18 protein-coding genes are annotated in these 21,117 nt (G+C 52.1%); 14 read left to right on the forward strand and 4 right to left on the reverse strand.

Annotated elements, in window-relative coordinates:
- The first annotated feature begins 10 nt into the window (after positions 1-10).
- The 5 genes from EGK14_RS20205 to EGK14_RS20225 all read left to right on the forward strand — a co-directional run bounded on the left by EGK14_RS20205 (position 11) and on the right by EGK14_RS20225 (position 4,126).
- On the forward strand, positions 11-379 hold the full coding sequence (locus EGK14_RS20205) for a recombinase family protein (RefSeq protein WP_233598550.1): 369 nt from the start codon (positions 11-13) through the stop codon (positions 377-379).
- 256 nt (positions 380-635) lie between these two features.
- Complete coding sequence (locus EGK14_RS20210; RefSeq protein WP_125290881.1) at positions 636-1,550, forward strand: metal ABC transporter substrate-binding protein; 915 nt, start codon at positions 636-638, stop codon at positions 1,548-1,550.
- Between the two features lie 40 nt (positions 1,551-1,590).
- Positions 1,591-2,373 (forward strand): metal ABC transporter ATP-binding protein, encoded by a 783-nt coding sequence (locus EGK14_RS20215; RefSeq protein ID WP_304984970.1) that lies wholly within the window; start codon positions 1,591-1,593, stop codon positions 2,371-2,373.
- An 11-nt stretch (positions 2,374-2,384) separates the two neighbouring features.
- Entirely contained in the window at positions 2,385-3,242 is an 858-nt protein-coding gene (locus EGK14_RS20220) for a metal ABC transporter permease (protein ID WP_148101259.1), read from the forward strand.
- Entirely contained in the window at positions 3,239-4,126 is an 888-nt protein-coding gene (locus EGK14_RS20225) for a metal ABC transporter permease (RefSeq protein WP_125290884.1), read from the forward strand. The genes EGK14_RS20220 and EGK14_RS20225 overlap by 4 nt, the downstream gene beginning before the upstream one ends.
- A gap of 479 nt (positions 4,127-4,605) precedes the next feature.
- On the opposite strand, the gene EGK14_RS20235 is transcribed toward EGK14_RS20225, so the two are convergent.
- Together EGK14_RS20235 and EGK14_RS20240 are read right to left on the reverse strand one after the other, a co-directional pair.
- Positions 4,606-5,220: a TetR/AcrR family transcriptional regulator gene (locus tag EGK14_RS20235; protein ID WP_125290885.1), complete on the reverse strand. Its 615-nt coding sequence runs from the start codon at positions 5,218-5,220 to the stop codon at positions 4,606-4,608.
- 146 nt (positions 5,221-5,366) lie between these two features.
- Positions 5,367-7,358: a sigma-54-dependent Fis family transcriptional regulator gene (locus EGK14_RS20240; RefSeq protein WP_125290886.1), complete on the reverse strand. Its 1,992-nt coding sequence runs from the start codon at positions 7,356-7,358 to the stop codon at positions 5,367-5,369.
- Positions 7,359-7,543: 185 nt separating this feature from the next.
- Here EGK14_RS20240 and EGK14_RS20245 point away from each other — a divergent pair, with 185 nt between their 5' ends.
- Genes EGK14_RS20245 through EGK14_RS20255 form a run of 3 tightly spaced genes read left to right on the forward strand, consistent with a single transcriptional unit; the run spans position 7,544 to position 10,796 of the window.
- The gene (locus tag EGK14_RS20245; protein ID WP_125290887.1) at positions 7,544-8,992 is read left to right on the forward strand and encodes a sugar porter family MFS transporter; all 1,449 of its coding nucleotides are present in this window, start codon (positions 7,544-7,546) and stop codon (positions 8,990-8,992) included.
- Between the two features lie 14 nt (positions 8,993-9,006).
- Positions 9,007-10,020, forward strand: a complete 1,014-nt coding sequence (locus EGK14_RS20250; protein ID WP_125290888.1) for a Gfo/Idh/MocA family oxidoreductase — start codon at positions 9,007-9,009, stop codon at positions 10,018-10,020.
- On the forward strand, positions 10,017-10,796 hold the full coding sequence (locus EGK14_RS20255) for a TIM barrel protein (RefSeq protein ID WP_125290889.1): 780 nt from the start codon (positions 10,017-10,019) through the stop codon (positions 10,794-10,796). The genes EGK14_RS20250 and EGK14_RS20255 overlap by 4 nt, the downstream gene beginning before the upstream one ends.
- Before the next feature lie 84 nt (positions 10,797-10,880).
- Here EGK14_RS20255 and EGK14_RS20260 read toward each other — a convergent pair whose 3' ends face one another.
- Both EGK14_RS20260 and EGK14_RS20265 read right to left on the reverse strand, forming a co-directional pair.
- Positions 10,881-11,867: an SDR family oxidoreductase gene (locus EGK14_RS20260; RefSeq protein WP_125290890.1), complete on the reverse strand. Its 987-nt coding sequence runs from the start codon at positions 11,865-11,867 to the stop codon at positions 10,881-10,883.
- A gap of 659 nt (positions 11,868-12,526) precedes the next feature.
- Positions 12,527-13,540: a RepB family plasmid replication initiator protein gene (locus EGK14_RS20265; RefSeq protein ID WP_125290891.1), complete on the reverse strand. Its 1,014-nt coding sequence runs from the start codon at positions 13,538-13,540 to the stop codon at positions 12,527-12,529.
- Between the two features lie 947 nt (positions 13,541-14,487).
- Here EGK14_RS20265 and EGK14_RS20270 point away from each other — a divergent pair.
- The 6 genes from EGK14_RS20270 to EGK14_RS20295 all read left to right on the forward strand — a co-directional run bounded on the left by EGK14_RS20270 (position 14,488) and on the right by EGK14_RS20295 (position 21,090).
- Complete coding sequence (locus tag EGK14_RS20270; protein ID WP_125290892.1) at positions 14,488-15,084, forward strand: DUF1349 domain-containing protein; 597 nt, start codon at positions 14,488-14,490, stop codon at positions 15,082-15,084.
- A gap of 849 nt (positions 15,085-15,933) precedes the next feature.
- Positions 15,934-17,139: an AAA family ATPase gene (locus EGK14_RS20275; RefSeq protein WP_125290915.1), complete on the forward strand. Its 1,206-nt coding sequence runs from the start codon at positions 15,934-15,936 to the stop codon at positions 17,137-17,139.
- Complete coding sequence (locus EGK14_RS20280; RefSeq protein ID WP_125290893.1) at positions 17,136-18,101, forward strand: ParB family protein; 966 nt, start codon at positions 17,136-17,138, stop codon at positions 18,099-18,101. The genes EGK14_RS20275 and EGK14_RS20280 overlap by 4 nt, the downstream gene beginning before the upstream one ends.
- Before the next feature lie 373 nt (positions 18,102-18,474).
- Entirely contained in the window at positions 18,475-18,783 is a 309-nt protein-coding gene (locus EGK14_RS20285) for a hypothetical protein (RefSeq protein WP_125290894.1), read from the forward strand.
- Positions 18,784-18,903: 120 nt separating this feature from the next.
- The gene (locus EGK14_RS20290; protein WP_125290895.1) at positions 18,904-19,404 is read left to right on the forward strand and encodes a hypothetical protein; all 501 of its coding nucleotides are present in this window, start codon (positions 18,904-18,906) and stop codon (positions 19,402-19,404) included.
- A 1,071-nt stretch (positions 19,405-20,475) separates the two neighbouring features.
- Positions 20,476-21,090, forward strand: a complete 615-nt coding sequence (locus EGK14_RS20295; protein WP_125290896.1) for a response regulator transcription factor — start codon at positions 20,476-20,478, stop codon at positions 21,088-21,090.
- Positions 21,091-21,117 lie beyond the last annotated feature (27 nt).

The following is a 21,117-nucleotide window of genomic DNA, read 5'->3' on the forward strand; positions in this document are numbered from 1 at the left end:
CAGCAGGTGAATGGACCGACTCGGCCGCAACACCGCTGACGCGATCCATATCGTGGATGCCTGCTATAAAAAGGGGATTGCCATTCGTTTCCTGGAAAATGGCCTCAGCACGGAAGGCACAATGGGGAAAATGGTGATCCAGACTCTGGCCGCCGTAGCAGAGGCTGAGCGGGAACGCATTCTTGAACGGACCAATGACGGGCGGGCGATAGCGATGGCCTCCGGCGTGCGGTTCGGAAGAAAGGCGCATCACGCCACTTTTTCAGCGCTAGACCTGAGCCGGCAGGGACAATCCCTGCAGGTGGTGACAGAAAAAACGGGTATTTCAAGGGCTACCTGTTTTCGGCTGAAAAAACGACTTCGAAACATCCCATGCTGATATCGGCTTATAGCTTCCCTCCTTTATTATATTTTCCATTTAAATCATATATATGCATATGAATATGCGATGCAGTGACCTGAAATTACTGCTCGTCATGATGACATTACTCGTCACCCGCACAGAACAAAGGTCGCATCAGGAGCATTCATCAGGAAGAAATTGAATGACTATGATTCTCATTTAACATAGCCAGTGCTATAACAGATAGCACTGGCTAATTTTGTTTTCTTTTTGATCAACCGAGGAAATGTAAATGCTCAATAAAACCAGACGTTTTATAATTGCCTCTGTGGCCGTGGTCACGTCCGTACTGATAGCCATCCCGGCTGTGGCACAGGATGCAAAACCTAAAAGGATCCTGACCACATTCACCATTCTGCAGGATATTGCACAGAATGTGGCGGGGGATAAAGCCATTGTGGAGTCCATCACCAAACCCGGCGCGGAAATACATGACTATCAGCCTACGCCGCTGGACATTGTGAAAGCGCAGTCAGCCGATCTGGTTCTGCGTAACGGCTTCGGTCTGGAACGCTGGTTCGATAAATTTTTCCAGGGCGTTCACAATGTACCGAGTGTCGTCGTTTCAACGGGCATTGAACCGATAATTATCAAGGATGGACCATATTCAGGCTCACCAAATCCGCACTCCTGGATGTCACCCGCAAATGCGGTGATATACGTTGAGAACATCCGAAAAGCGCTGGGTAAGGTTGATCCGGAGAATGCTGACGCCTATGACCGCAACGCGGCAGAGTACACGAAAAAACTTGAAGCCCTGAATGCGCCAATTTCCACCATGCTCGCAAAAATTCCGGAAAATGAGCGCACGCTGGTTTCCTGCGAAGGTGCATTTTCCTACCTGACGCGCAACTATCACCTTAATGAACTTTACCTGTGGGGCGTCAACGCTGACGAAGAAGGCACGCCGCAGCAGGTGCGCCGCGTCATCGATCGGGTCCGTAAAAACCATGTGCCCGCCGTATTCTGTGAAAGTACGGTGAACGATAAAGCCATGAAGCAGGTGGCGTCTGAAACAGGCGCGAAATTTGGCGGAACGCTGTTCGTTGACAGCCTGACCACTGATGAAGGCCCGGCTCCCACCTACATTAAGCTCCTTGACTACAACGCTAAAACCATTCTGAAGGCATTCAATGTCGGCAATTAATGATTATACCGATCGTCATTCTCTCTCTCCGGCTGTCAGCATAGCGGACCTGAGTGTTTCTTACCGGGGCGGCAATATCGGACTCTCAGATGTCAGCTTTGAACTCAGCAAGCCCACGATTTGTGGGCTAATCGGCATGAACGGGGCCGGAAAATCGACGCTGTTCAGGGCGATTATGGGGTTCGTTTCACCTACATCCGGTAAAGTTGAGGTCTGCCATCGCCCCGTCAGATGGGCGCAGAAGCAGAACATTATCGCATATGTCCCACAGACCGAAGAAGTGGACTGGACTTTTCCTGTGTCAGTGCATGATGTCGTGATGATGGGGCGTCAGGGGCGCATGGGCATCTTACGTATCCCTTCTGAAAGGGATAAGGCGATCGTTTCCGACAGCCTGAAGCGTGTTGGCATGGAACCCTTTGCTGACCGTCAGATTGGTGAGCTGTCCGGTGGGCAGCGCAAACGTGTATTTCTGGCGCGCGCGCTGGCACAGCACAGCAAGATTATGCTGCTTGATGAGCCATTCACCGGGGTTGATGTGAGGACCGAACACGCCATTATTGATATTCTGCGGGAGCTGAGGGATGAGGGACATATCATTATTGTCTCAACCCATAATCTGGCAAGCGTGCCAGGCTACTGTGATGAGGTAATGATGATCAACGTCACCCTGATTGCCTCCGGCCCGGTGAGGGACGTTTATACTCCGGATAACCTCGGCAAAACCTTTGGCGGTGCGATCAATCAGCTTCCGGTCGGCCTGACGCCTTCCGGGGGGCAGGATGGCAGACCGTCCGGCAGAGAAGGTGTTTCATCATGCTGAACGACTCTCTCCTGTCTCTGCTTGCACAACCTTTCAGCTACATATTCATGATAAAAGCGATGTTTGGTGGCGCAGCGGTTGGCGCACTGTGCGGCCTTTTATCCTGCTTTGTGACGCTAAAAGGATGGTCGCTGCTGGGTGATGCGCTTTCGCATTCTGTTGTGCCGGGTGTGGCGGTTGCTGCGCTGGCAGGCGGCCCTTTTGCCCTTGGCGCGTTTGTGGCTGGCCTGCTGGGGGTGCTGGGGATAGGACTGATAGAGCGAAATACCGTGCTGAAGAATGATGCCGTGATTGGCGTCGTCTTTACCGCCTTTTTTGCGGCAGGGTTATTTATTATTTCTGTATTCCCCACCAACATCCGCATCCAGACCATTCTCTTCGGTAATCTGCTGGGTATCTCGACGGCCGATCTGGTACAGGTGGCAATTATTGGTGTCATCTGCATCATCACGTTTGCGGTGAAATGGAAAGACCTGCTGGTTTACTGTTTTGACCCGAGTCACGCGCGAGCCATCGGTCTTAACGTCAGCGCGCTGCACCTGCTGCTGCTGATACTGCTGTCTCTTGCTGCGGTTGCGGCGCTGCAGGCGGTGGGTGCCTTACTGGTGGTAGCCATGCTGATTACACCCGGAGCAACCGCGCAGCTTCTGACGCAGAAGTTCTCCCGGATGTTATTCATTGCGCCTCTGCTTGCCGCACTGGCGTGTACCGGGGGGGCCTTTGCCAGTTATTTCCTGGACGGCTCAACCGGAGGAGCCATCGTCGTACTGCAGACCGCGATGTTTATTCTGGCTCTACTCTTCGCGCCGGCAAAGGGCATCCTGCCAACCCGCCGCCGTAAGGCGCTCAACAGGGAGGCCGGCCAATGAGTTTCGAAGTAATACTGGAATCGCTACTCCAGCCGCTGCGGTACGATTTTATGCTGAAGGCGATGGCTACCGGCGTCTTCGTCTGTTCAGTGTGTGCGGTACTCTCCTGCTTTATTGTGCTGAAAGGCTGGGCACTGATTGGCGATGCCATATCTCACGCTATTCTCCCCGGGGTTATCTTCGCCTATATCATCGGTGTACCGATGGCCCTGGGTGCGATTGTCAGCGGCGTGGCCTGCGTAATGATTGCAGGTGCAGTGCGAAATCTCACCACGGTCAAACCGGATGCCCTTCTGGGGATTTCCTTTACGGGATTTCTCGGCGTGGGGATAATTCTACTGGTGGCGACACCGGGTAATGTGCATTTTATGCATATCCTGTTCGGGAATCTGCTGGGAATTGAAACCAGCGTTCTCATCCAGACTGTCATCATTGGGACGCTGACGCTTCTGACGGTGCTGATTATGCGTAAAGACCTGATCCTCTTCTGTTTCGACCCCTGTCAGGCCAGCGTCATCGGACGTTCGCCGGCCCGGCTTGAACTGATTTTACTGGTGATGGTTGCGGCCACGGCCGTGACGGCGCTGCAGGTGACCGGCAGCGTGCTCGTTGTCGCCATGCTGATAGCGCCGGGATGCATCGGATTCTTACTCACCCGGCGTATTTATCCTATGCTCCTGGTTTCAGTATTATCAGCCGTTATCGCTACAGTCGTGGGGACGTTCGTCAGCTTCTGGCTGAACGGTGAAACGGGAGCAACCATCGTGCTGGTGCAGGCTGCCCTGTTCCTGCTGGCATTTCTGTTTGCGCCGCGAAATGGATTACTGCGGCGCAATAACCACTGCCCCAGAGTCGATGATAAGGGAAGCAGAAAACCTGACTGAGTCACGCACGATCCGCTTTCACACTTTCTGACGACAGGAGAAAAGCCGGATGACGAGTATATTGTCCGACTCATGCCACTGAGGCTATTCCGGGGGAGAACTGAGGCCATAAAATTTCAATTTAAACAATGAATTATCTCCTTAACGTACGTTTTGTTTCCATTGGCCCTCAAACCCCTTTACCTGGTCTTATAAGCAGGCTGCCCCCTGAGCTGCCGACATAAAGTTATAATTGCGCAGCTCAATCGGCCTGTGTACCTGGCTGCGGGACGGCCGCCGAAAGTTGATAAACAGGCGTGAAATCAACTGAATGTTGACAAAAACGCCACCTGAGTTCGCTGAAATAACTCTCAGCGGCTTTTTCAGCAGTTCGTCCACGATAAGGCGTGCTTTCGGAATAAGATGGCGCGTTCGGGGCCAGACCACGTTAAGCTCAATCAAAACCGACATATGATCGGCCATGACCAAAAAATAGTTAATTAAGGCGCAAGGCTTCTCAGCAGCAGCGCAGCCAAACGGCTGGCATCTTCTTTGGCCGTATCAAGGGTGGCCTGCAGCTGCACCGGATCGGCGTAGGGCCTGAGCACCAGATAAACAGCGGCAGCCGTTTCGTCCAGCGGCGTTTTACGCTCAAACTCTCCCGCCGCACGTCCTTCGCGCAGAATGGCAACGATGGTTTCGCGCAGCCAGGCTTCATACCGCTCTGCCGACGACCAGCGCTCACGCGAAGCCGCCGCGGCGATATCAAAAAGGCGGCGTTCCCGGAAAAACAGCTCGCTCCCCGCCACCGTGAGCGTCTGAAAAAGGCACCGCATTTTCTCGGTGGCTGAAGGTGCCTCTTCCAGCGCGACGCTCAGACGTTGAGTTATCTGCGTAAGGCAGCTGGCGCAGATGACTTCACCTATCTCCTGTTTTGAACTAAAGAACTTATAGATATACGCCTTGGAGAAGCCTACTGAGCGTGCCAGATCGGCCACGGTGGTTTTCTCAAAGCCGTAATGGCTGAAGTACTCCATGGCGGCATTGACAATCTGGTCACGAAAGGTGTGATCGGACGGGCCGCGCGTGGCGGCAGGACGTTTTTGTTCAGTCATTTTTTAGCTTCGCTCAGGGAGCTCCCGTTAACAAAATGTGGCCGTAATATAGTCTGGTCACCATTTTAACGCACATCGGGCCCGCTTAGTGTTTTTCCGGTACTGGACGTTTTACGCACTGTGCGGCTGGCCCGGCCTCCCTGCCGTTATGTTTCACCAGCCTGCTCCAGGCTGCGCATGGTTTTGCGCAAAGCAATGAGATCCACCTGCCACTGATTTAATTTATTGTAAAGCGCGGTGCGTGAAATCCCCAGAAGCCGGGCCGACTGACGCATATTTCCCTTATTTGCACTCAATACCTCGAGCACGTGCTGGCGCTCTTTTTCATGCAGCGAAGCCTGTCCGGACGCAGGCAAAGCAACAGGATCTTCCAGTCGCATCTCCTCGGGCAGATCCTGCTGGCTGATTTCCATACCCTCGCATAAGTTCACCATCCGTTCGACCAGGTTTTCCAGCTCGCGCACGTTGCCGGGCCATTGCCAGGCCTGTAAACAGGCCATCGCCTGCGCTGAAACAGCCGGTGCGATGCGCTTCAGCCGGTTACAAAGCGCCTGAATGAAAGTATTTACCAGGCCCGGAATGTCTTCACGCCGCTCGCGTAGCGGGGGAATAGTGAGGGAAACAACATTGAGGCGATAGTATAAATCGCGGCGGAAAGCCCCTTTCTCCACGGCATCGGACAAATTACAGTGGGTGGCGGCAATAATACGGACGTTGACCTTAAGAGGATGCGCGGCGCCAATACGCACCACTTCGCTTTCCTGGATCACCCGAAGCAGGCTGGTTTGTGCTTCCAGCGGCATTTCGCCAATTTCGTCGAGAAATAGCGTTCCGCCGTCGGCAAGCTCAAATTTTCCGGCCGATCCTCCGCGCCGCGAACCGGTAAACGCGCCATCGACGTAGCCAAACAGCTCGCTCTGCACCAGATCCCGCGGCAGCGCGCCGCAGTTCAGCGCCACGAAAGACTCCTGCTGGCGCGGGCTGGCATTATGGATCGCCTGGGCAAACAGCTCCTTACCCGTGCCGCTTTCGCCCGTCAACAGCACGGTGCTGTCGGTTCGGCTACTGGCTCTTGCCTGCTGAATAGCCTGCTGCAGCGGCTGCGAATAGCCGCGGATCATATCGAACGTATAGCTGGCGCTCACGCCCATCACCCGCCGGGTAATGGCGCGGATACGCTGGTTTTCACGCAGAGACAATACGCGCCCGCCGTCGGGTGCGGGCATCAGCGAAACCAGGCAGGAGACAGGCTCTCTGCCGCCGGGCATAAAAAGCAGCTCGCGATCGTTACAGAAAGGCAGGCTGAGCAGCGAGACGTCCTGCGGACGCAGCAGCGCATCAATGGATCCCGCTTCCGGATCGAGGCCGCAAAAAATCTGGCGGGCATAGCGATTAAGCGTTTTGATGATGCCGTGGCGGTCGCAGACGATCACCCCTTCATTCAGCGTTTCCAGGATAGATTGCTGCTCGGCGAGCAAATGATGCAGCTGCAGCTGCTGGCCTATCGTTTCCGCCGCCGCCTGAACGGTACCCAGCGTGTGCGTGTTGAAGTTATCCGGCGTGGCGGTAAGCGTCAGTACCCCAGCCAGCTTGCCGTTCTTATCGCGCACCGGCGCGGCGGCGCACTGCCGATGCCTTCTACGCAGATCCAGCTTCCAGTTTTCACCGCTTAATACGTATACCAGCCGCTGTTCGATCAGGCAGCGCGCAGTACAGTTGGTGCCCAGCACCTCCTCACGCAAAATACTGCCAACGGGCGTCAGATCGGCACCGCAATAATACAAGGTTACCCCGTCAGCATCCGTGAGGTTGATATGGCCGTCCGGATTATAGGCCAGCAGGTTTTTCATAATGCTGCGCGCAACCTGGATCATCTCTGCATTTTGTTCCAGGATAGCGGCCAGTTCCTCTGGTGATGGGGAAATATAGCTGAACGTTTCCGGATCGATGTTTAGCGCCTGAGAACGCTGCCAGGAATGCAAAATGCTTTGCCGCATCCAGCCCGGCTGTTTGCCGCCCGTAAAGCTGTGCCAGCCTTGCCACAGCAGGCTGTCCCACTCCGTGACTTCCGTGCTGTCCGGCAGGCTGAAGATAGGATCGCTCTCGTCTTTAAAAGGTAGCCGACTCAGGTTTTTCATCTACACATCCTTTCAGGTCTGGAATGTCCATTTTATTTACATGTTAAGTTGACATGTAAATTTTGTTTCCAGTTTGTGATCTATAACTGTGTGGTACTTCACATTACAGGCCCCTTACCGATTGGCATCCCCTTTGCAATACCTCTTTCAGACATGTTGAAGGCGTTAAAAGGAAAGGGGTTGTGATGCGTAAACATAATATCCGGTTGATTCTGTTCATCTGCTCCGTTGCTTCACTCAGCGGCGTGATCCTTGGCTATGACGCTTCGGTGATCTCCGGCGTGATTGAGCCCTTGACTGAACATCTCAACCTTTCTCCGTGGGAAAGCGGCTGGGCCGTTTCAAACGTCATTCTGGGATGCGTGGCGGGCGCATGGGGCGTGGGATACATTTCAGACCGTATCGGGCGCAAGTCCACGTTGATTATCACCGCTGTACTCTTTGTTATTTCCGCCGTGGGATCCGCCCTCGCCCATTCGCTGACGGGTTTTGTGGTCTATCGATTAATTGGCGGGCTGGCGGTAGGAATGGCGTCAGCGATTACCCCTCTCTATATCGCGGAAATCTCCCCCAAGGACTGGCGCGGCCGTATGCTTGGCCTGCAGCAAATGCTGATGGTTGGCGGCCAGGTCACGGTGTATATCGTTAACTATCTGATTGCGCGCGGTATGCCGCATGCCTGGATCGTCAGCGAGGGCTGGCGCTGGATGCTGGCTTCCGGCGTGGTGCCCTGCGCGCTGTTCCTGCTGCTGGTGCCGTTGATGCCGGAATCTCCCCGCTGGCTGGCGCTGAAAGGTAAAACGGATCGCGCTCGCCAGGTACTGACCCGCCTGTCCAACGCGCAACACGCCGAACGTTTACTCACGGAAATTCTGGCTTCTTCTCAGGACTCATCTGCTCAGGCCAGCCAGCGCGGCATCCTGCGCGACCCGCGTGCACGTTACATTTTGCTGACAGGCTGCGCGATCGCCATTTTGCAGCAGGTTTCCGGTATCAATATCCTGCTTTATTACGCGCCGTCCCTGCTACAGAACATTACCGGCAGCACCCAGGATTCGCTGTTCCAGAGCATTTTTCTGGGCGTGGCGCTGCTGGCGGGCGTGGCCGTTTGTCTGAGCACCATTGACCGTTTTGGCCGGAAGCCGCTGCTGCGCTGGGGTGCAATAGGATGCGCGCTGTGCCTGATGTTCACCTCATGGGCGTTTATCGCGCAGATTGACGGCATGCTGCCGGTGATCGGGCTGGTGGCCTTCGTTTTGATTTTCGGGCTGTCGTGGAGCCTTGGCGCATGGCTGCTGATTTCAGAGATTTTCCCTAATCGCATGCGCGCCGTGGCGATGGGTTTCGCCTTCTCTTCCATGTATGTCGCGAATTTCATCGTCACGCAAAGCTTCCCCATGATGAACCGCAGCGCCCTGTTGATGACGCATTTCCACGGCGCTTTTCCGCTGATGCTGTGCACGGTGGGATGCCTGGTGGCGTTCTGGTTCGTTCAGCGCTTCCTGCCGGAAACGCGTGGCGTCTCTCTTGAACATATCGAACCGCTGATGCTTTCCAAATCCCGCCGCTTCGCTGCCAGGGCGACGCGGCCCGTTGAACAATCTTCCCTGCCCGACTGGGCAAACACTAAATAATAAGGAGTGCTGTGATGATAAAAACTGTACGCGTGGGTCTTATCGGTGCAGGAAGGATGGGCAGTTTCCATGCTGAAAACCTTGCCTGGCGCGTGCCGGGCGCGACGCTGGCGGCCATAGCCGATCCGCAGCCCGGCGCGGCGGAAAAGCTGGCGCAAAAGCTCGGCGTGGCTAAAGCCTACAGCGATCTTCATGCGCTGCTGCAGGACCCGGACATTGACGCTATTGCTATTGCCGCTCCCGCGCGCACTCATGCTGAATGGGTCATAGCGGCCGCCACCGCGGGAAAACACGTTTTTTGCGAGAAGCCGATGGCGGTTACCCTTGAGGAAGCGGACCGCGCAATCGCGGCGGTCAACCAGGCCGGTGTGATATTGCAGGTCGGCTTTAACCGTCGTTTTGACGGCGGCTTTGCCGCTGCGATTGCGGCGGTGAAATCGGGCGTGAACGGCACTACTCAGTTAAGCCGTTCGGTCACTCGCGACCCGGCCTTGCGCGATCCGGCCCCAATCCCGCAGTGGACCATTTTTCTTGAAACGCTTATTCATGATTTCGATACGCTGCTGCATTTTAACCCCGGTGCAAAACCGGTGGAGGTTTACGCATTGGCCGACGCGCTGGTGCGTCCGGATTTCAAAGACAAAGGCCTGCTGGATACCTCAGTCGTGACTATCCGCTTTGACAATGGCGCCATCGCGACGGCTGAAGCTAACTTCCAGGCGGTCTATGGCTATGACGTACGCGGTGAAGTCTTTGGCAGCAAAGGCATGCTGCAGGCGGGCAATATCAGCGCTACCAACTGCGTACGCTATCACGAAGGCGGCATTGTTATTGAAACTTCCCGCATGGATTCAGAGCTGCTGCGTGAAGCCTATGTGGAGGAGATGGCCGAATTTGCGCGCTGTATCCGCACCGGCGAAACGCCACGCGCTACGGGCGAAGATGCGCGTAACGCGCTCGAAATTGCACTGGCCTGCATTGAATCAGTTAAACAATGTCAGCCCGTCAAACTGGACGCACGCTCATGAGCAGCTATCAGCTTTCCGTTTGCGCCGAAATGGTCTTTCTTGATCTGCCGTTTGTGGAGCGGGTAAAGCGTATTCATGCGCTGGGGTTTGGTGTTGAAATCTGGGGATGGGCCGGTAAAGACATCGATGCGCTGGCCGCCACCGGCGCGCGCTTTACCTCCATGACAGGCTATCTCAGCGGTAATCTGATCGATGACGATGATATCCGGCAGCTGCTGCAAAGCGCTGAAGCCTCGCTGGCGATTGCAGAGCGGCTACGCTGCCCTGCTTTAAACCTTCACGGAACCGGCCTGGATGATAAAGGATTACCGGTAAAACCGGTCGAGGTGGTGACCGGTGCAATGTGGCTTAAGGCGGCGGAAACCTTACGTCAGCTGGCGCGACTGGGCGAACGCGCCGGACGAATATTTACGCTGGAAAACCTCAACCTGCCCGTAGATCATCCGGGAACGCCGTTTGCGCTGGCAGCCGATACGCTGGCGCTGGTCAGCGCCGTTAACAGCCCCGCGCTGAAAATGAATCTCGACCTGTATCACGCACAGATCGGCGAAGGCAACCTGATCGAGCTGATCCGTAAAAGCCAGAAATATATCGGTGAGATTCAGGTGGCTGACGTGCCGGGCCGTAAAGAACCCGGCACCGGTGAGATCAATTACAAGGCGGTGGCGCAAGCGCTTCGGGATATCGACTATCACGGCACGGTCGCGCTGGAGGGCTGGGCATCGGATGACCCGGTAGCGGCGCTGGAGGCCTTCCGCGAGGCCTTTACGCAGTAGTTTTCGCTGTAACCGGCGCTCCGTGCGCGCCGGTTACTCAAAAATTGCGTATATGCATCCGCTGCAGGGAAGCAGACAGAGGCTTTAACGGCGCCGCAGGCTGCGTAATCCCAGCCAGGCGACGGCAGCAACGCCCAGAATGGCCAACCCGGGGTTATTGACGTTCAGATTAAGCGCACGCTGCTCCGCTTTTTCATCAAAACGGCCGTGACTGCGGTGCAGTCCTTCTACGGACTGATGCAGGTTATCCGGCCGGTCAGCCACCTCCGGCTCCTCGGTAATCTGGCCGCTCCAGCCCTGTTTTGCCATCATACGATCCAGCAGGCCCGGAAACAGCATATTGCCCACGATGGACTGGAAAGTGGAACGCCCGACCCACACTTCGCGAGGCGCATGGCGCGCGGCTTTAAGAATGGCTCTGGCGGCGACCTCCGGCTGGAAAATAGGCGGCATAGGCTGAACGGTGTTACCCATTTTGTTACGCGACCAGTCAAACTGAGGAGTATTAACGCCCGGCAGATGCACCATAGTCAGCCGAATCGAACTGTTGTTATGCAACAGCTCGCTGCGCAGTGAATCCGTAAAGCCCCTGATTGCAGCTTTGGCCGCACAGTAAGCGGACTGCAGCGGAACCGAACGATAAGCGAGCGCTGAGCCAACCTGTACGATGATCCCCTCATCACGTTCTCCCATCAGCGTTAGCGCGGCACGCGTGCCATGAACGCAGCCCAGATAGGTTACATCGGTGACGCGCTGGAATTCTTCATCAGTAATTTGCGTAACGGGTGCCAGCACGGTCAGCATGGCTGCGTTAACCCAGACGTTGATCGGGCCAAGCTCGGCTTCGATTTTACGACCGGCCGCCAACAGCGCGCCGCCGTCTGATACATCTACTGCCGCGCCCGATGCCTGTACACCAAACAGTTTTAACTCTTCAATAGTCTCTTTTACGCTTTGCTCACTACGGCCAATCACCGCTACCGCATAGCCTGCTTCAGCAAAGGCCTGTGCGCTGGCGCGTCCTACGCCAGAAGTCCCACCTGTAACTACCGCTACTTTTTCCTGCAACATAACTGCCCCTCATAAACCGCTGCATCGCAGCCGTTTGATAAATAAAAAATGATAAACGCACGAATTTTCGTTAACTGAGTATGGCAGGCTGCTGAAAAATAGCTGGTTAATTGCAGAACAGGGATTGATAAACGGAAGAACTCCTGCTGTCCTGCCGCGCTGTGCGCACGAAGATGACTGTAGTCAGCGAGCTCCCGACAGCAGTCCCTCCCGAGCGAGGTAAGAAATCAATATCATTTCGTAGGTGACGAACCGCCGCTCTCGGAATAAAGAAAACGCTCTTTCTGGTGTCTGCCATGCAGTTTCCGCTTAACCACTGGAGCGAGTAAAAAGGCGTAAACTTTTGACCACTGCGCAAAGTAATAAACCACTATGGGAAGTAATAACCACTATAGTGAGTAAAACGGCGGTAACAATGTATCCACTCTGGTGAGCGCGACCTTTGATAGCGAGGCGTACAGCGGGTCTGGCTATAGCCATGTTTTGGTAAAGTCAGGAAGGAAGGTGTTTGAGCCTGACTTGCTTAGCGCTGGCTGGGCAACCACTGTAATGAGAGTTGGATCTCATTACAGTGGTTGCTTATCCGACATAACGGTTACTTACAGGAGCAAACTAGCGCTCACCACAGTGGTTGCTGGCACTTTTACTCTCAATAGTGGTTACGGCTTTTTACCGCTGCGGATCTTTTCTAACAGTTCCAGCTCTTCTCGCGAAAGCATAACCATTTCGCCCTGTGGCGTGGTTTCCTCAATCTCGTCCTCAGGCAAATCGGGCAGGCTGAGCGGGATTTCTGCTGGCCTTAGCTTTGGTCGCCGATAGTGGATGATGAAATAGACGATTTTGCCTCGCTTAATCTCTGTGTAGTCCAGGTAACCTATCTCCCTCAGCTGCTCCATCGCTTTACGGACGGTCGCGTTTTGCGTGATGGTACGCGAAGTGAGGTTCAGGCGAGCGCGCAGGCGGGCCATGGATATGGGCGCAGGTGAAGGCGGCAGGCTTTCGATAAATGTGTAAAGGGCCTGTGCAGACTCTTTACGGGACAACTCGTTGATGGCTCTGAGCTGAAGAAGCACCTTTTTATCAAACTGGTAAAGCTCAAAAATCTTGGGATCGGCCTGGAGAGTAACGCTGTCGGTTTTAGTGCTGTATTTGGCTGACTGCACCAGATGCGTGACGTAATACTCCCCTTCTTTGTTGCTGAACTGAATAGTATTAGTCGCAATACGGGTCAGGGAAGCATCCAGACGGCTCCTCAGCTTCGCTGAGGAGCGTACAGAAGGAATGCCGCACAGTTTGGCGAAATCGACGAACGGTAGCGTTACGCTGTCTCCCAGCACCTTATATTTGGCAAAGGCATGGATAATGCCGACCCAAGTTTTGAAATCGTTATCCATATCAAGCCGGGCCCCGGTTATCCTGATATTTTCATACCCTTCAGATTTAACGATCGACAGCTGTTTCAGCTCGTCAGTGACATCCATGGTTGACATCTGGTTTTTCCTGCCCCGCGCTGTCGATTTAAGCGTGGGTACAAACAGACCAAGCCGCATCAGCGCCACCGGCTGAACGGTATTGTTACTGTTAGGAGTTAGGTTGATAACCTCTCCCGTCTTCTTGTCCGTTTCACAAAAAGCTGCATCTATCTGACTGATTTCTTGTTCTTTTTTCGGCATTTTGCAAACCCGTGATATGAACAAGCGATATTCGCCGTTACTGGTTACAGTGGATACTAACACTCACTGTAGTGGTCAGGCTACTTGCTGTAGTGGATTTATTACTCTCTACAGTAGTTGTTTTACTTACCACAGTGGTTAAAGATCCCTTCTCAGGCCAGATACAGCGGGCCTTGCGAAGCACGGGGATCTTTATGGGTCTTTCTGGTTCTTTATATGATCTGTTATTGGATCGGACCCGTGGATAAATAAATCTTATTTTCAGGAACCTGTGGATAGCTATGAGTTAAAAGCTATGTGAAAGGTTCAGCAAACCTGCTCCAGACAAAGCTGCAGCGCCGATTTCTTAATCATCTGTTATCTACAGGCAAATTGGCGGGATACTCACCATAGTGGTTTTTAACTGCTGGCCAGCGTGGATACTTTACTCATTACAGCGGTTATTTAACTTATTACAGTGGTTGTTATGCTCATTACAGTGGATAGTATCCCCCTTCCAGGGCAGGTCAGATAAGGGCTGAGCGACTACGGGGATCTGTTAGGGATCTTGGAAGGATCTATTCAGGATCGATTGATTGGATCTGGCCTGTTGATAACAGAGGAAAACAAAGCCATAGCGATTGGCAGCGGCTCAAGTGACGGCTACCGCGCATCCGCAAACCTGATTAGCATTTATGTTGGTTGCGGCATTAATACATCTGATGCTACTGCTTCCAAAGAAAGAGACAATGTGGGCATTAAGAGTATTCATCCCACAATAATCAGCTACGCTGAGAACATTTACTTTACTCTTTAGCAGCGCATGGAGAACCGAACTCTGCTTTTAAAGACTCTATACCATAATCCGCTTTAACTAAGAACTTGTTACCAAAAGATTATGTCCTGCTTTATCAAATGAACAGACAGTCAAAATGTTAGACCTGATACACATAAAATGGAGAAAACGTATGACTGCTATTGATACCCTGGAAGCAGCCGGAGGCATCTGGATCAATGAACCCGATAACTACTCACTGGAAAATGGAAAACTACAGTTAACTACCGCGCTCAACACGGATTTCTGGCGTCAAACCTATTACGGTTTTCAGCGGCATAGCGGACATGCGTACGGATTTTACGTAGAGAACGACTTTACCCTTCAGGTAAAAATCATGGCGGATTTCTGCCATTTGTATGACCAGGCAGGTATTTTTCTGCAGGATGACGAACACCACTGGGTTAAAGCCGGGATTGAATTTAATGACGATCGGTCATCTGTAGGATGCGTGGTTACGCGTAAAACCTCTGACTGGTCAACCGGTCTTTTTCCCGGCGATCCGCAAACTTTCTGGATGCGCGCTACGCTGGAAAACGAGGCCTTAAGGATCCAGTATTCGACAGATGGTAAAAAATGGCCGCTGCTGAGACTTTGTCGCTGGCCAGATACAAAAAAACGCTTTATAGGCGTGATGGGCTGCACCCCGGAAAGAGAGGGACTTGAAATAACATTTGATGAGTTCAGGATCGGGTCTCCTTTGGGTAAATCGCTTCACGATTTGACATGAGTTCATGTCAGGATCCCGGCCAAAAGGCCATAACTTTATTTAGCCTCTGAGAGGCAAACAGGAAAAGCTTACCCTAAGGCTGCAAACCATTGTATTAAATACAGGACATTAAGTATTTATTTGCTTAAAGTTTGCCATCCTTTCTATCCTGGTGCATTTCTGTCCAAAAAATATCTCACCAAAGATTTGCGCGTATGCTGCTTATTTTCCGGATGCAGACGGTAGGCCTTACTGTTCGTCACATCCGGAAATTCTTCCACCATTTCAAACCCCAGCGGGTTCCTGAGTTGCGATGGCTAACAGAACTTGTTAGGCACGTTCGTCGTATCTCTTTTGATGATATCGGGCTCCCTGAGGTCGTCTTTCAGCCGTTTGCAGGACAGGTCAAGCCTGTTAGAAAAGACATCATAACGAGGTGCCGGCTCAACCCGCTCGTCGATACTTTCCAGCGTTCCGATGAGGCACGGCAAAATATATTGAGGGTGATGATTTCCGTAGTGCTGAACCACTCACTGCCGTAACCGGCAATTTTGAGCCGTCACCGGAAAGCGTGCCCGCTGTCGCTGACAACATAACGCATGAAAAGGCGACATGCCTCTTTCATCCCTGTTACTCATTCGCATCATTGTCTGCCCTCCCCCACAGATTCAATAATACTGGCTTACACCGGATGGAAAATCTTCTTATAGCGCTTGTGAGCCAACTGATTTCAGGTTGAACGTCAATTAAAACGATTACGTACATTATTTTTTTGCCTGGCTGTTTTTTGTTGTACGTTAGCCAGTTGTATGTACAATTGATTTTGCTGAGACGCCCGTTCAGGCAAGGGATCATAACCGAGGAATAATGATGAAACGCGATTACGGTGGTGTGGGTACGATAGCTTTGAGAGCCAGTTCTTTACTGCAGGCAATGAGCCGGGATATTGAGGAGCAGCGGAAAGAGTTTAACCTGACGGAGTACCACCAGACTTATACCCGCAATGCAGTGGCAAAGCTACCTAAACTGAGCCGCCGTATCGTCGAACAATCCATGAAAGAAATGGAAGAACAGGGTTATGATTTCAACAAAAAGCAGGTCGGTAACGTTGAACAATATGCGTTAACAATTCAAAACGTTATAGATATCTATGCGCATCGCAAAATTCCTAAATACCGGGATATCCACCGGGAACCCTATGTGATTTTTGTGGTAAACCTGAAAGGGGGGGTATCGAAGACCGTCAGCACCGTAACGTTGGCACATGCGCTACGTGTACATCAGGATTTATTGCGTCATGATTTACGGATCCTGGTAATAGATCTTGACCCTCAGGCATCCAGCACCATGTTTCTGGATCACACTCACAGCATTGGCTCGGTTCTTGAGACTGCTGCGCAGGCTATGTTGAACGATCTTGATGCGGACACATTACGCGAAACTGTTATCCGTCCGACGATTATCCCTGGCGTGGATGTGATACCGGCATCCATTGATGATGGTTTTGTGGCCAGCCAGTGGGAATCATTGGTTGCAGAGCATCTACCCGGCTCGAAGCCTTCTGAAGTCCTCAGAAAAAAAATCATTGACCGTGTTGCTGCCGACTACGATTTTATTTTTATCGATACCGGCCCTCATCTCGATCCGTTTTTGCTTAATGGCCTGGCGGCAAGCGATTTACTGTTGACGCCCACTCCACCGGCACAGGTCGATTTCCATTCGACGCTTAAGTATCTGACCCGCTTACCGGAAATGCTGGAGCGGCTGGAAGAAGAGGGTATCGAACCGCGATTAAGCGCAAATATCGGGTTTATGTCCAAGATGACCAGTAAGCGCGATCATGAAACGTCACACAGTCTGGCGCGGGAAGTTTATGCAAGCAGCATTCTGGATTCATCCTTGCCGCGCCTGGATGGATTTGAACGCTGCGGTGAGTCATTCGATACGATAATAAGTGCAAATCCGGTGTCTTATCCCGGTAGCGCAGAAGCACTAAAAAAGGCCCGCACAGAAGCCGAACGTTTCACAAAGGCGGTTTTTGACCGAATAGAGTTCATCAGGGGATCCGCAGAATGAAAAAGGTATTAGCACGCGGGCGTGTACTGGGAAACAGCAGTTCTGAGTTTGCCAAAATGCTCGAAGGGGAAGGTAGTTTCAGGACCTTTACGCTTAAATCAGGTAAAACCGCAAAATTTGTCAGTACCGTTGTGTTTAGCGGAGACATTGAGGCTAAAACATTTGTTGACTCAGCTGTTAACGGGCGTGACCAAACCATGCTTACGCCTGAATCAGTTAGTGATATCTTACGTACCATTAAGCTACAACAATTTTTTCCCGCCATCGGTCGCGAAGTCGGTGGGCGTATCGAAATATTGGACGGTACACGCCGGCGTGCCGCATGTATATTTAGCCAGACAAAATTTGACGTACTGGTCACCAAAGACGAGCTCAGTATTGCAGACGCGCGACAGCTGGCTATTGATATCCAGACAGCGCGGGAACACAGTTTACGCGAGCTGGGCAAACGTTTTGAGATGATGTACGACAAAGGGATGTCCAAGGATGAAATAGCGAGAGCGGAAAATATCTCTCCGGCTAAAGTTACGCGCGCGTTCCAGGCTGCTGCGGTCCCTGATGAGATGGTCGCCATTTTCCCCATGATTAATGATATCTCCCTGGCTGATTATCAGTTACTTCTCAGGGTAGCTGAAGACGCTAAAAATAAAGGGGTGCCTGTCGCTGAACTGATGAAAAGGGTTCGGCAGCAGATTGCAGATACCGAGGGGGCAAGTACGGATAAAGCGAAAATTGTTGCGATAATCCGTGCTGAAAGTAAGAGCTTAAAACAGGCAGCAGGTAAGCAGGTTGAAACAGTAAAACTGCGCGAATTTGCCGATCGTCGTCAATATGCCAGAAAGAAAACTGATCAAAAAAAACGCCTGGTGACCTACGAGTTCTCCCGAATGTCACCTGCTTTACAGGCAGAAATTGATGAGGCAATAAAGCAAATAATGAGAAAAATGCCTTCCGGAGACTAAAAGTTTTATCGGGTGCCGGGCGATCCCGGCATTGTTCACAGGACAAATTGCCCCGCCCAAAATTCGTATGTAAGTAACTGAATAATAAATTTTTTAATGTATTCTTTCATACTGAAAGTCCCACCATTGTCTTCTGCTCTGAATTACAGATTTCGCATTAACCTTTAACCCTTGCCTGTAGTGCACCAGTTGCGCTTTCTCCACTGCGCCCTCTGCTTGCGGCGGGCAGATTTGTCGGCACGTCGCAGGTCGGAAGACAGATAACTTTAATTCGGCAGGATGTCTTTATGCGCATCACACTTTTTATGCATTGGCGCTTAGCACAAATATATCTGCGCTGGGGAAGCGGGCATTATATGACTTCAGGACGCAGATGTATGCGCCTTCAGCATGGAATGAGCAATTATCTGAACTACACGCTACGGGCGTAAGAGGACATGTATTTACCTGGCATCCCGGGTGGTTGCACGGCTTCCAAAGCCGCGACTGGCACGGAAACCAGGACCTTATTCAGCTCTGTCAGTTGGGGTATGTAATCTATGCGGGTCGCACCTGTCAGGATTTAAAACCAATGCGCATGCATGTGCGTTCTGGTTCTGAAAGCCGCCAGGCGCTGGATGTCCTCTCCCTCACGCTGGTTGCAAACAATAATTACAATATCGACAGCGATTATCCATTTTAAATCATGGCGTTATTGGAGCGTATAGCTTCGGCAACGGGCATGCTTTACGCTTGTGAAAACGGGCGAAAAGCCTGTGACGGCCCGCTTAAGGCCTTATCCGTACAGGAACATCTGCGCTACGTGGTTGAGCTGCACGGGAAGAATAGCGATAGCGGCCAGAAAAAGCCGTTGCGTCTCTGGTTATCTGAAAAGTATTTACGTTATGCGGCATCTCTGCAGAAGATTTCCGTACCTGGTTTGGCCAGTTCAGCAACCGGGCAGTCAGGAATGGCCAGACGGAAGCCTGCGCAAAAGATACGAGCGGCATCTGCTACGTATCGAGCGCACTGGCTGGAACACAAACACTCCCTGCGCAACCAGCTGAGGCAAATTCGGCGCTGGATTGTCAGTGCAGACCTGGCGAGGAAGAAGCTGGACAAAGTCACCATGCTGGAAAGCGCGCCGGTAAAAGGCAGCCGCCAAAGCGGGGAATGTCTGGATGAACTGCGGAATGAAACGGCAGGGCAGGCGGGTATCCTTGCGGCAGCTAAACTGGGCAGGCACAACGGCCGTTACCGTGTCCGATCACCTGGTCATCGAAAACGATGGTTCACCAGGATATCGTGCCGGGATAGGCGCTGAAAACCGAACAGCCGGCCCTCCTGAATATCGATCCGGAAACCTGTTACCGTCTCCTGCCGGAGAGCATCGGCTTTCTCCGACCTTAAAAAAATCCCATTTTGTCTTGCCGCGCTCAGGTGCGGCTTTTGCGCCGGCTCAGCGACATAAATCCTGTATTTGAGGCTTCGCGAGCTTCTTTACTGAGGTATTTTTATTGCATTTGCCGATCGCGCTGAAGCCGAAAATGCCAAAGCTGCATCTGAAAAGGCAGTAACTTCGAACGTTACTCCTGAATAAAATAAGTCCTTTATAAAGGAAGTATCTTTTGTGCCGCTCCAGGGCAGTATTGAAAGGTTCCTTCCTCCAATGTGTTACTACATAAAACAGGTGACCAGAATCAGATACTGATATATCGACAAAAAACATAAGGCAACACCTGATGCAACCAGTGAGCAAAACAACAAGTTAATTATGGAAAAAAGGAATTAAATTAGTTACAGCATCCTCATCAATATGGGCAGCAACGGTACTCTCTGAAATTGAGCGCTTTTTTTCTACTGAAAAGTTTATCCATTTCCGCCTGGAGGGTCAGGGAATAAAATGCTTTAAAAAGTATGATGTAACTAAAATGTAATTTCGTTTTAAGAGCAGTCGCTGAAAGTTTGATGTACAAGTACGTAGGCACCAACGCCGAGATATGCCCGACACCGGGCAAAGGCTTAGCCGGGCCACGCCGACGCTCTTTCATAGCTTAAAGCGGGTCAGGCTTTGCAGAGATAGGGGTAATCGATAAAACCTGTCAAACGGGCGACGGCGCCCCTTACCAATTGCACTGTATTGAGCATCTGCTGCCATCTTTATGCCGCAGAGCGACATATGCTGCCGGCAACTGCTTCAGGCACCAGCTTTGTTGGTGATCAGAGCACAAAGGTAAAGTCGTCCCGTTGCGCCAGGCGGTGACGCTTCTGGATGCATTCTGTGAAGCGGCTGCCACGAACATAAGTAAGGGTGATTCTACGGTTCATCATTTCATTTCATGTTATGTTGCATTGCCTGCAAAAACAGAATTCGTAAGAATCAAAATGGATCTTTATGGATAAAACAATTTATCTTGTCGACGACGATGAATCCGTCATTAGCTCGCTGCAAAATCTTCTCAGGTCGGAGGGCTATCTGATCTCGGCTTTTACCCGCCCGTCAGATTTCCTTGACCTGAGGGATTACCCTACGCCTTGTTGTCTGATAGTGGATTTGAATATGCCCGGATTTGACGGTTTTGATGTTTCCGTGCACCTTACCGCTCATGGCCATGCTATCCCCACCATTTTCCTGACTGGCTACGGCACTATTCCGCTCACGGTCAGGGCAATGAAGGGCGGCGCGTTTGAATTCCTGACCAAGCCCGTTATGCCGGACGATTTACTGCGGGTGGTTGCTGACGCGCTCGCGCTTTCTGAAAAAAGCGCGGTAATTTCACAGGAAAAGCTGGAAATTACCGGTCGATACGCTTCGCTTACTCCCCGTGAAAAAGAGCTGATGCAGTTTGTCCTTCTGGGACTGCTGAATAAACAGATTGCTGCAGAAATGGGCATCAGCGAAATAACGGCAAAGGTGCATAAACGCAGGGTAATGGAGAAAATGAAAGTCCGGTCGGTTTCAGAACTTGTCAGAACGGCGGAAAAACTGGGGCTTTTGCAGGAGATGTAGTCGGGGTTTGGGGAGCAACGGAACAGT

The sequence above is a fragment of the Erwinia sp. 198 genome (assembly GCF_003937915.1).
GTDB lineage: Bacteria > Pseudomonadota > Gammaproteobacteria > Enterobacterales > Enterobacteriaceae > Erwinia > Erwinia aeris.

What these genes read in the sequence shown, in the direction of transcription:
- EGK14_RS20225 (WP_125290884.1), top strand. Translation starts at nt 3,239, where the DNA reads ATGAGTTTCGAAGTAATACTGGAATCGCTACTCCAGCCGCTGCGGTAC.
- EGK14_RS20210 (WP_125290881.1), top strand. Translation starts at nt 636, where the DNA reads ATGCTCAATAAAACCAGACGTTTTATAATTGCCTCTGTGGCCGTGGTC.
- EGK14_RS20240 (WP_125290886.1), bottom strand. Translation starts at nt 7,358, where the DNA reads ATGAAAAACCTGAGTCGGCTACCTTTTAAAGACGAGAGCGATCCTATC.
- EGK14_RS20275 (WP_125290915.1), top strand. Translation starts at nt 15,934, where the DNA reads ATGAAACGCGATTACGGTGGTGTGGGTACGATAGCTTTGAGAGCCAGT.
- EGK14_RS20235 (WP_125290885.1), bottom strand. Translation starts at nt 5,220, where the DNA reads ATGACTGAACAAAAACGTCCTGCCGCCACGCGCGGCCCGTCCGATCAC.
- EGK14_RS20265 (WP_125290891.1), bottom strand. Translation starts at nt 13,540, where the DNA reads ATGCCGAAAAAAGAACAAGAAATCAGTCAGATAGATGCAGCTTTTTGT.
- EGK14_RS20245 (WP_125290887.1), top strand. Translation starts at nt 7,544, where the DNA reads ATGCGTAAACATAATATCCGGTTGATTCTGTTCATCTGCTCCGTTGCT.
- EGK14_RS20295 (WP_125290896.1), top strand. Translation starts at nt 20,476, where the DNA reads ATGGATAAAACAATTTATCTTGTCGACGACGATGAATCCGTCATTAGC.
- EGK14_RS20260 (WP_125290890.1), bottom strand. Translation starts at nt 11,867, where the DNA reads ATGTTGCAGGAAAAAGTAGCGGTAGTTACAGGTGGGACTTCTGGCGTA.
- EGK14_RS20280 (WP_125290893.1), top strand. Translation starts at nt 17,136, where the DNA reads ATGAAAAAGGTATTAGCACGCGGGCGTGTACTGGGAAACAGCAGTTCT.
- EGK14_RS20205 (WP_233598550.1), top strand. Translation starts at nt 11, where the DNA reads ATGGACCGACTCGGCCGCAACACCGCTGACGCGATCCATATCGTGGAT.
- EGK14_RS20250 (WP_125290888.1), top strand. Translation starts at nt 9,007, where the DNA reads ATGATAAAAACTGTACGCGTGGGTCTTATCGGTGCAGGAAGGATGGGC.
- EGK14_RS20255 (WP_125290889.1), top strand. Translation starts at nt 10,017, where the DNA reads ATGAGCAGCTATCAGCTTTCCGTTTGCGCCGAAATGGTCTTTCTTGAT.
- EGK14_RS20285 (WP_125290894.1), top strand. Translation starts at nt 18,475, where the DNA reads ATGTATGCGCCTTCAGCATGGAATGAGCAATTATCTGAACTACACGCT.
- EGK14_RS20270 (WP_125290892.1), top strand. Translation starts at nt 14,488, where the DNA reads ATGACTGCTATTGATACCCTGGAAGCAGCCGGAGGCATCTGGATCAAT.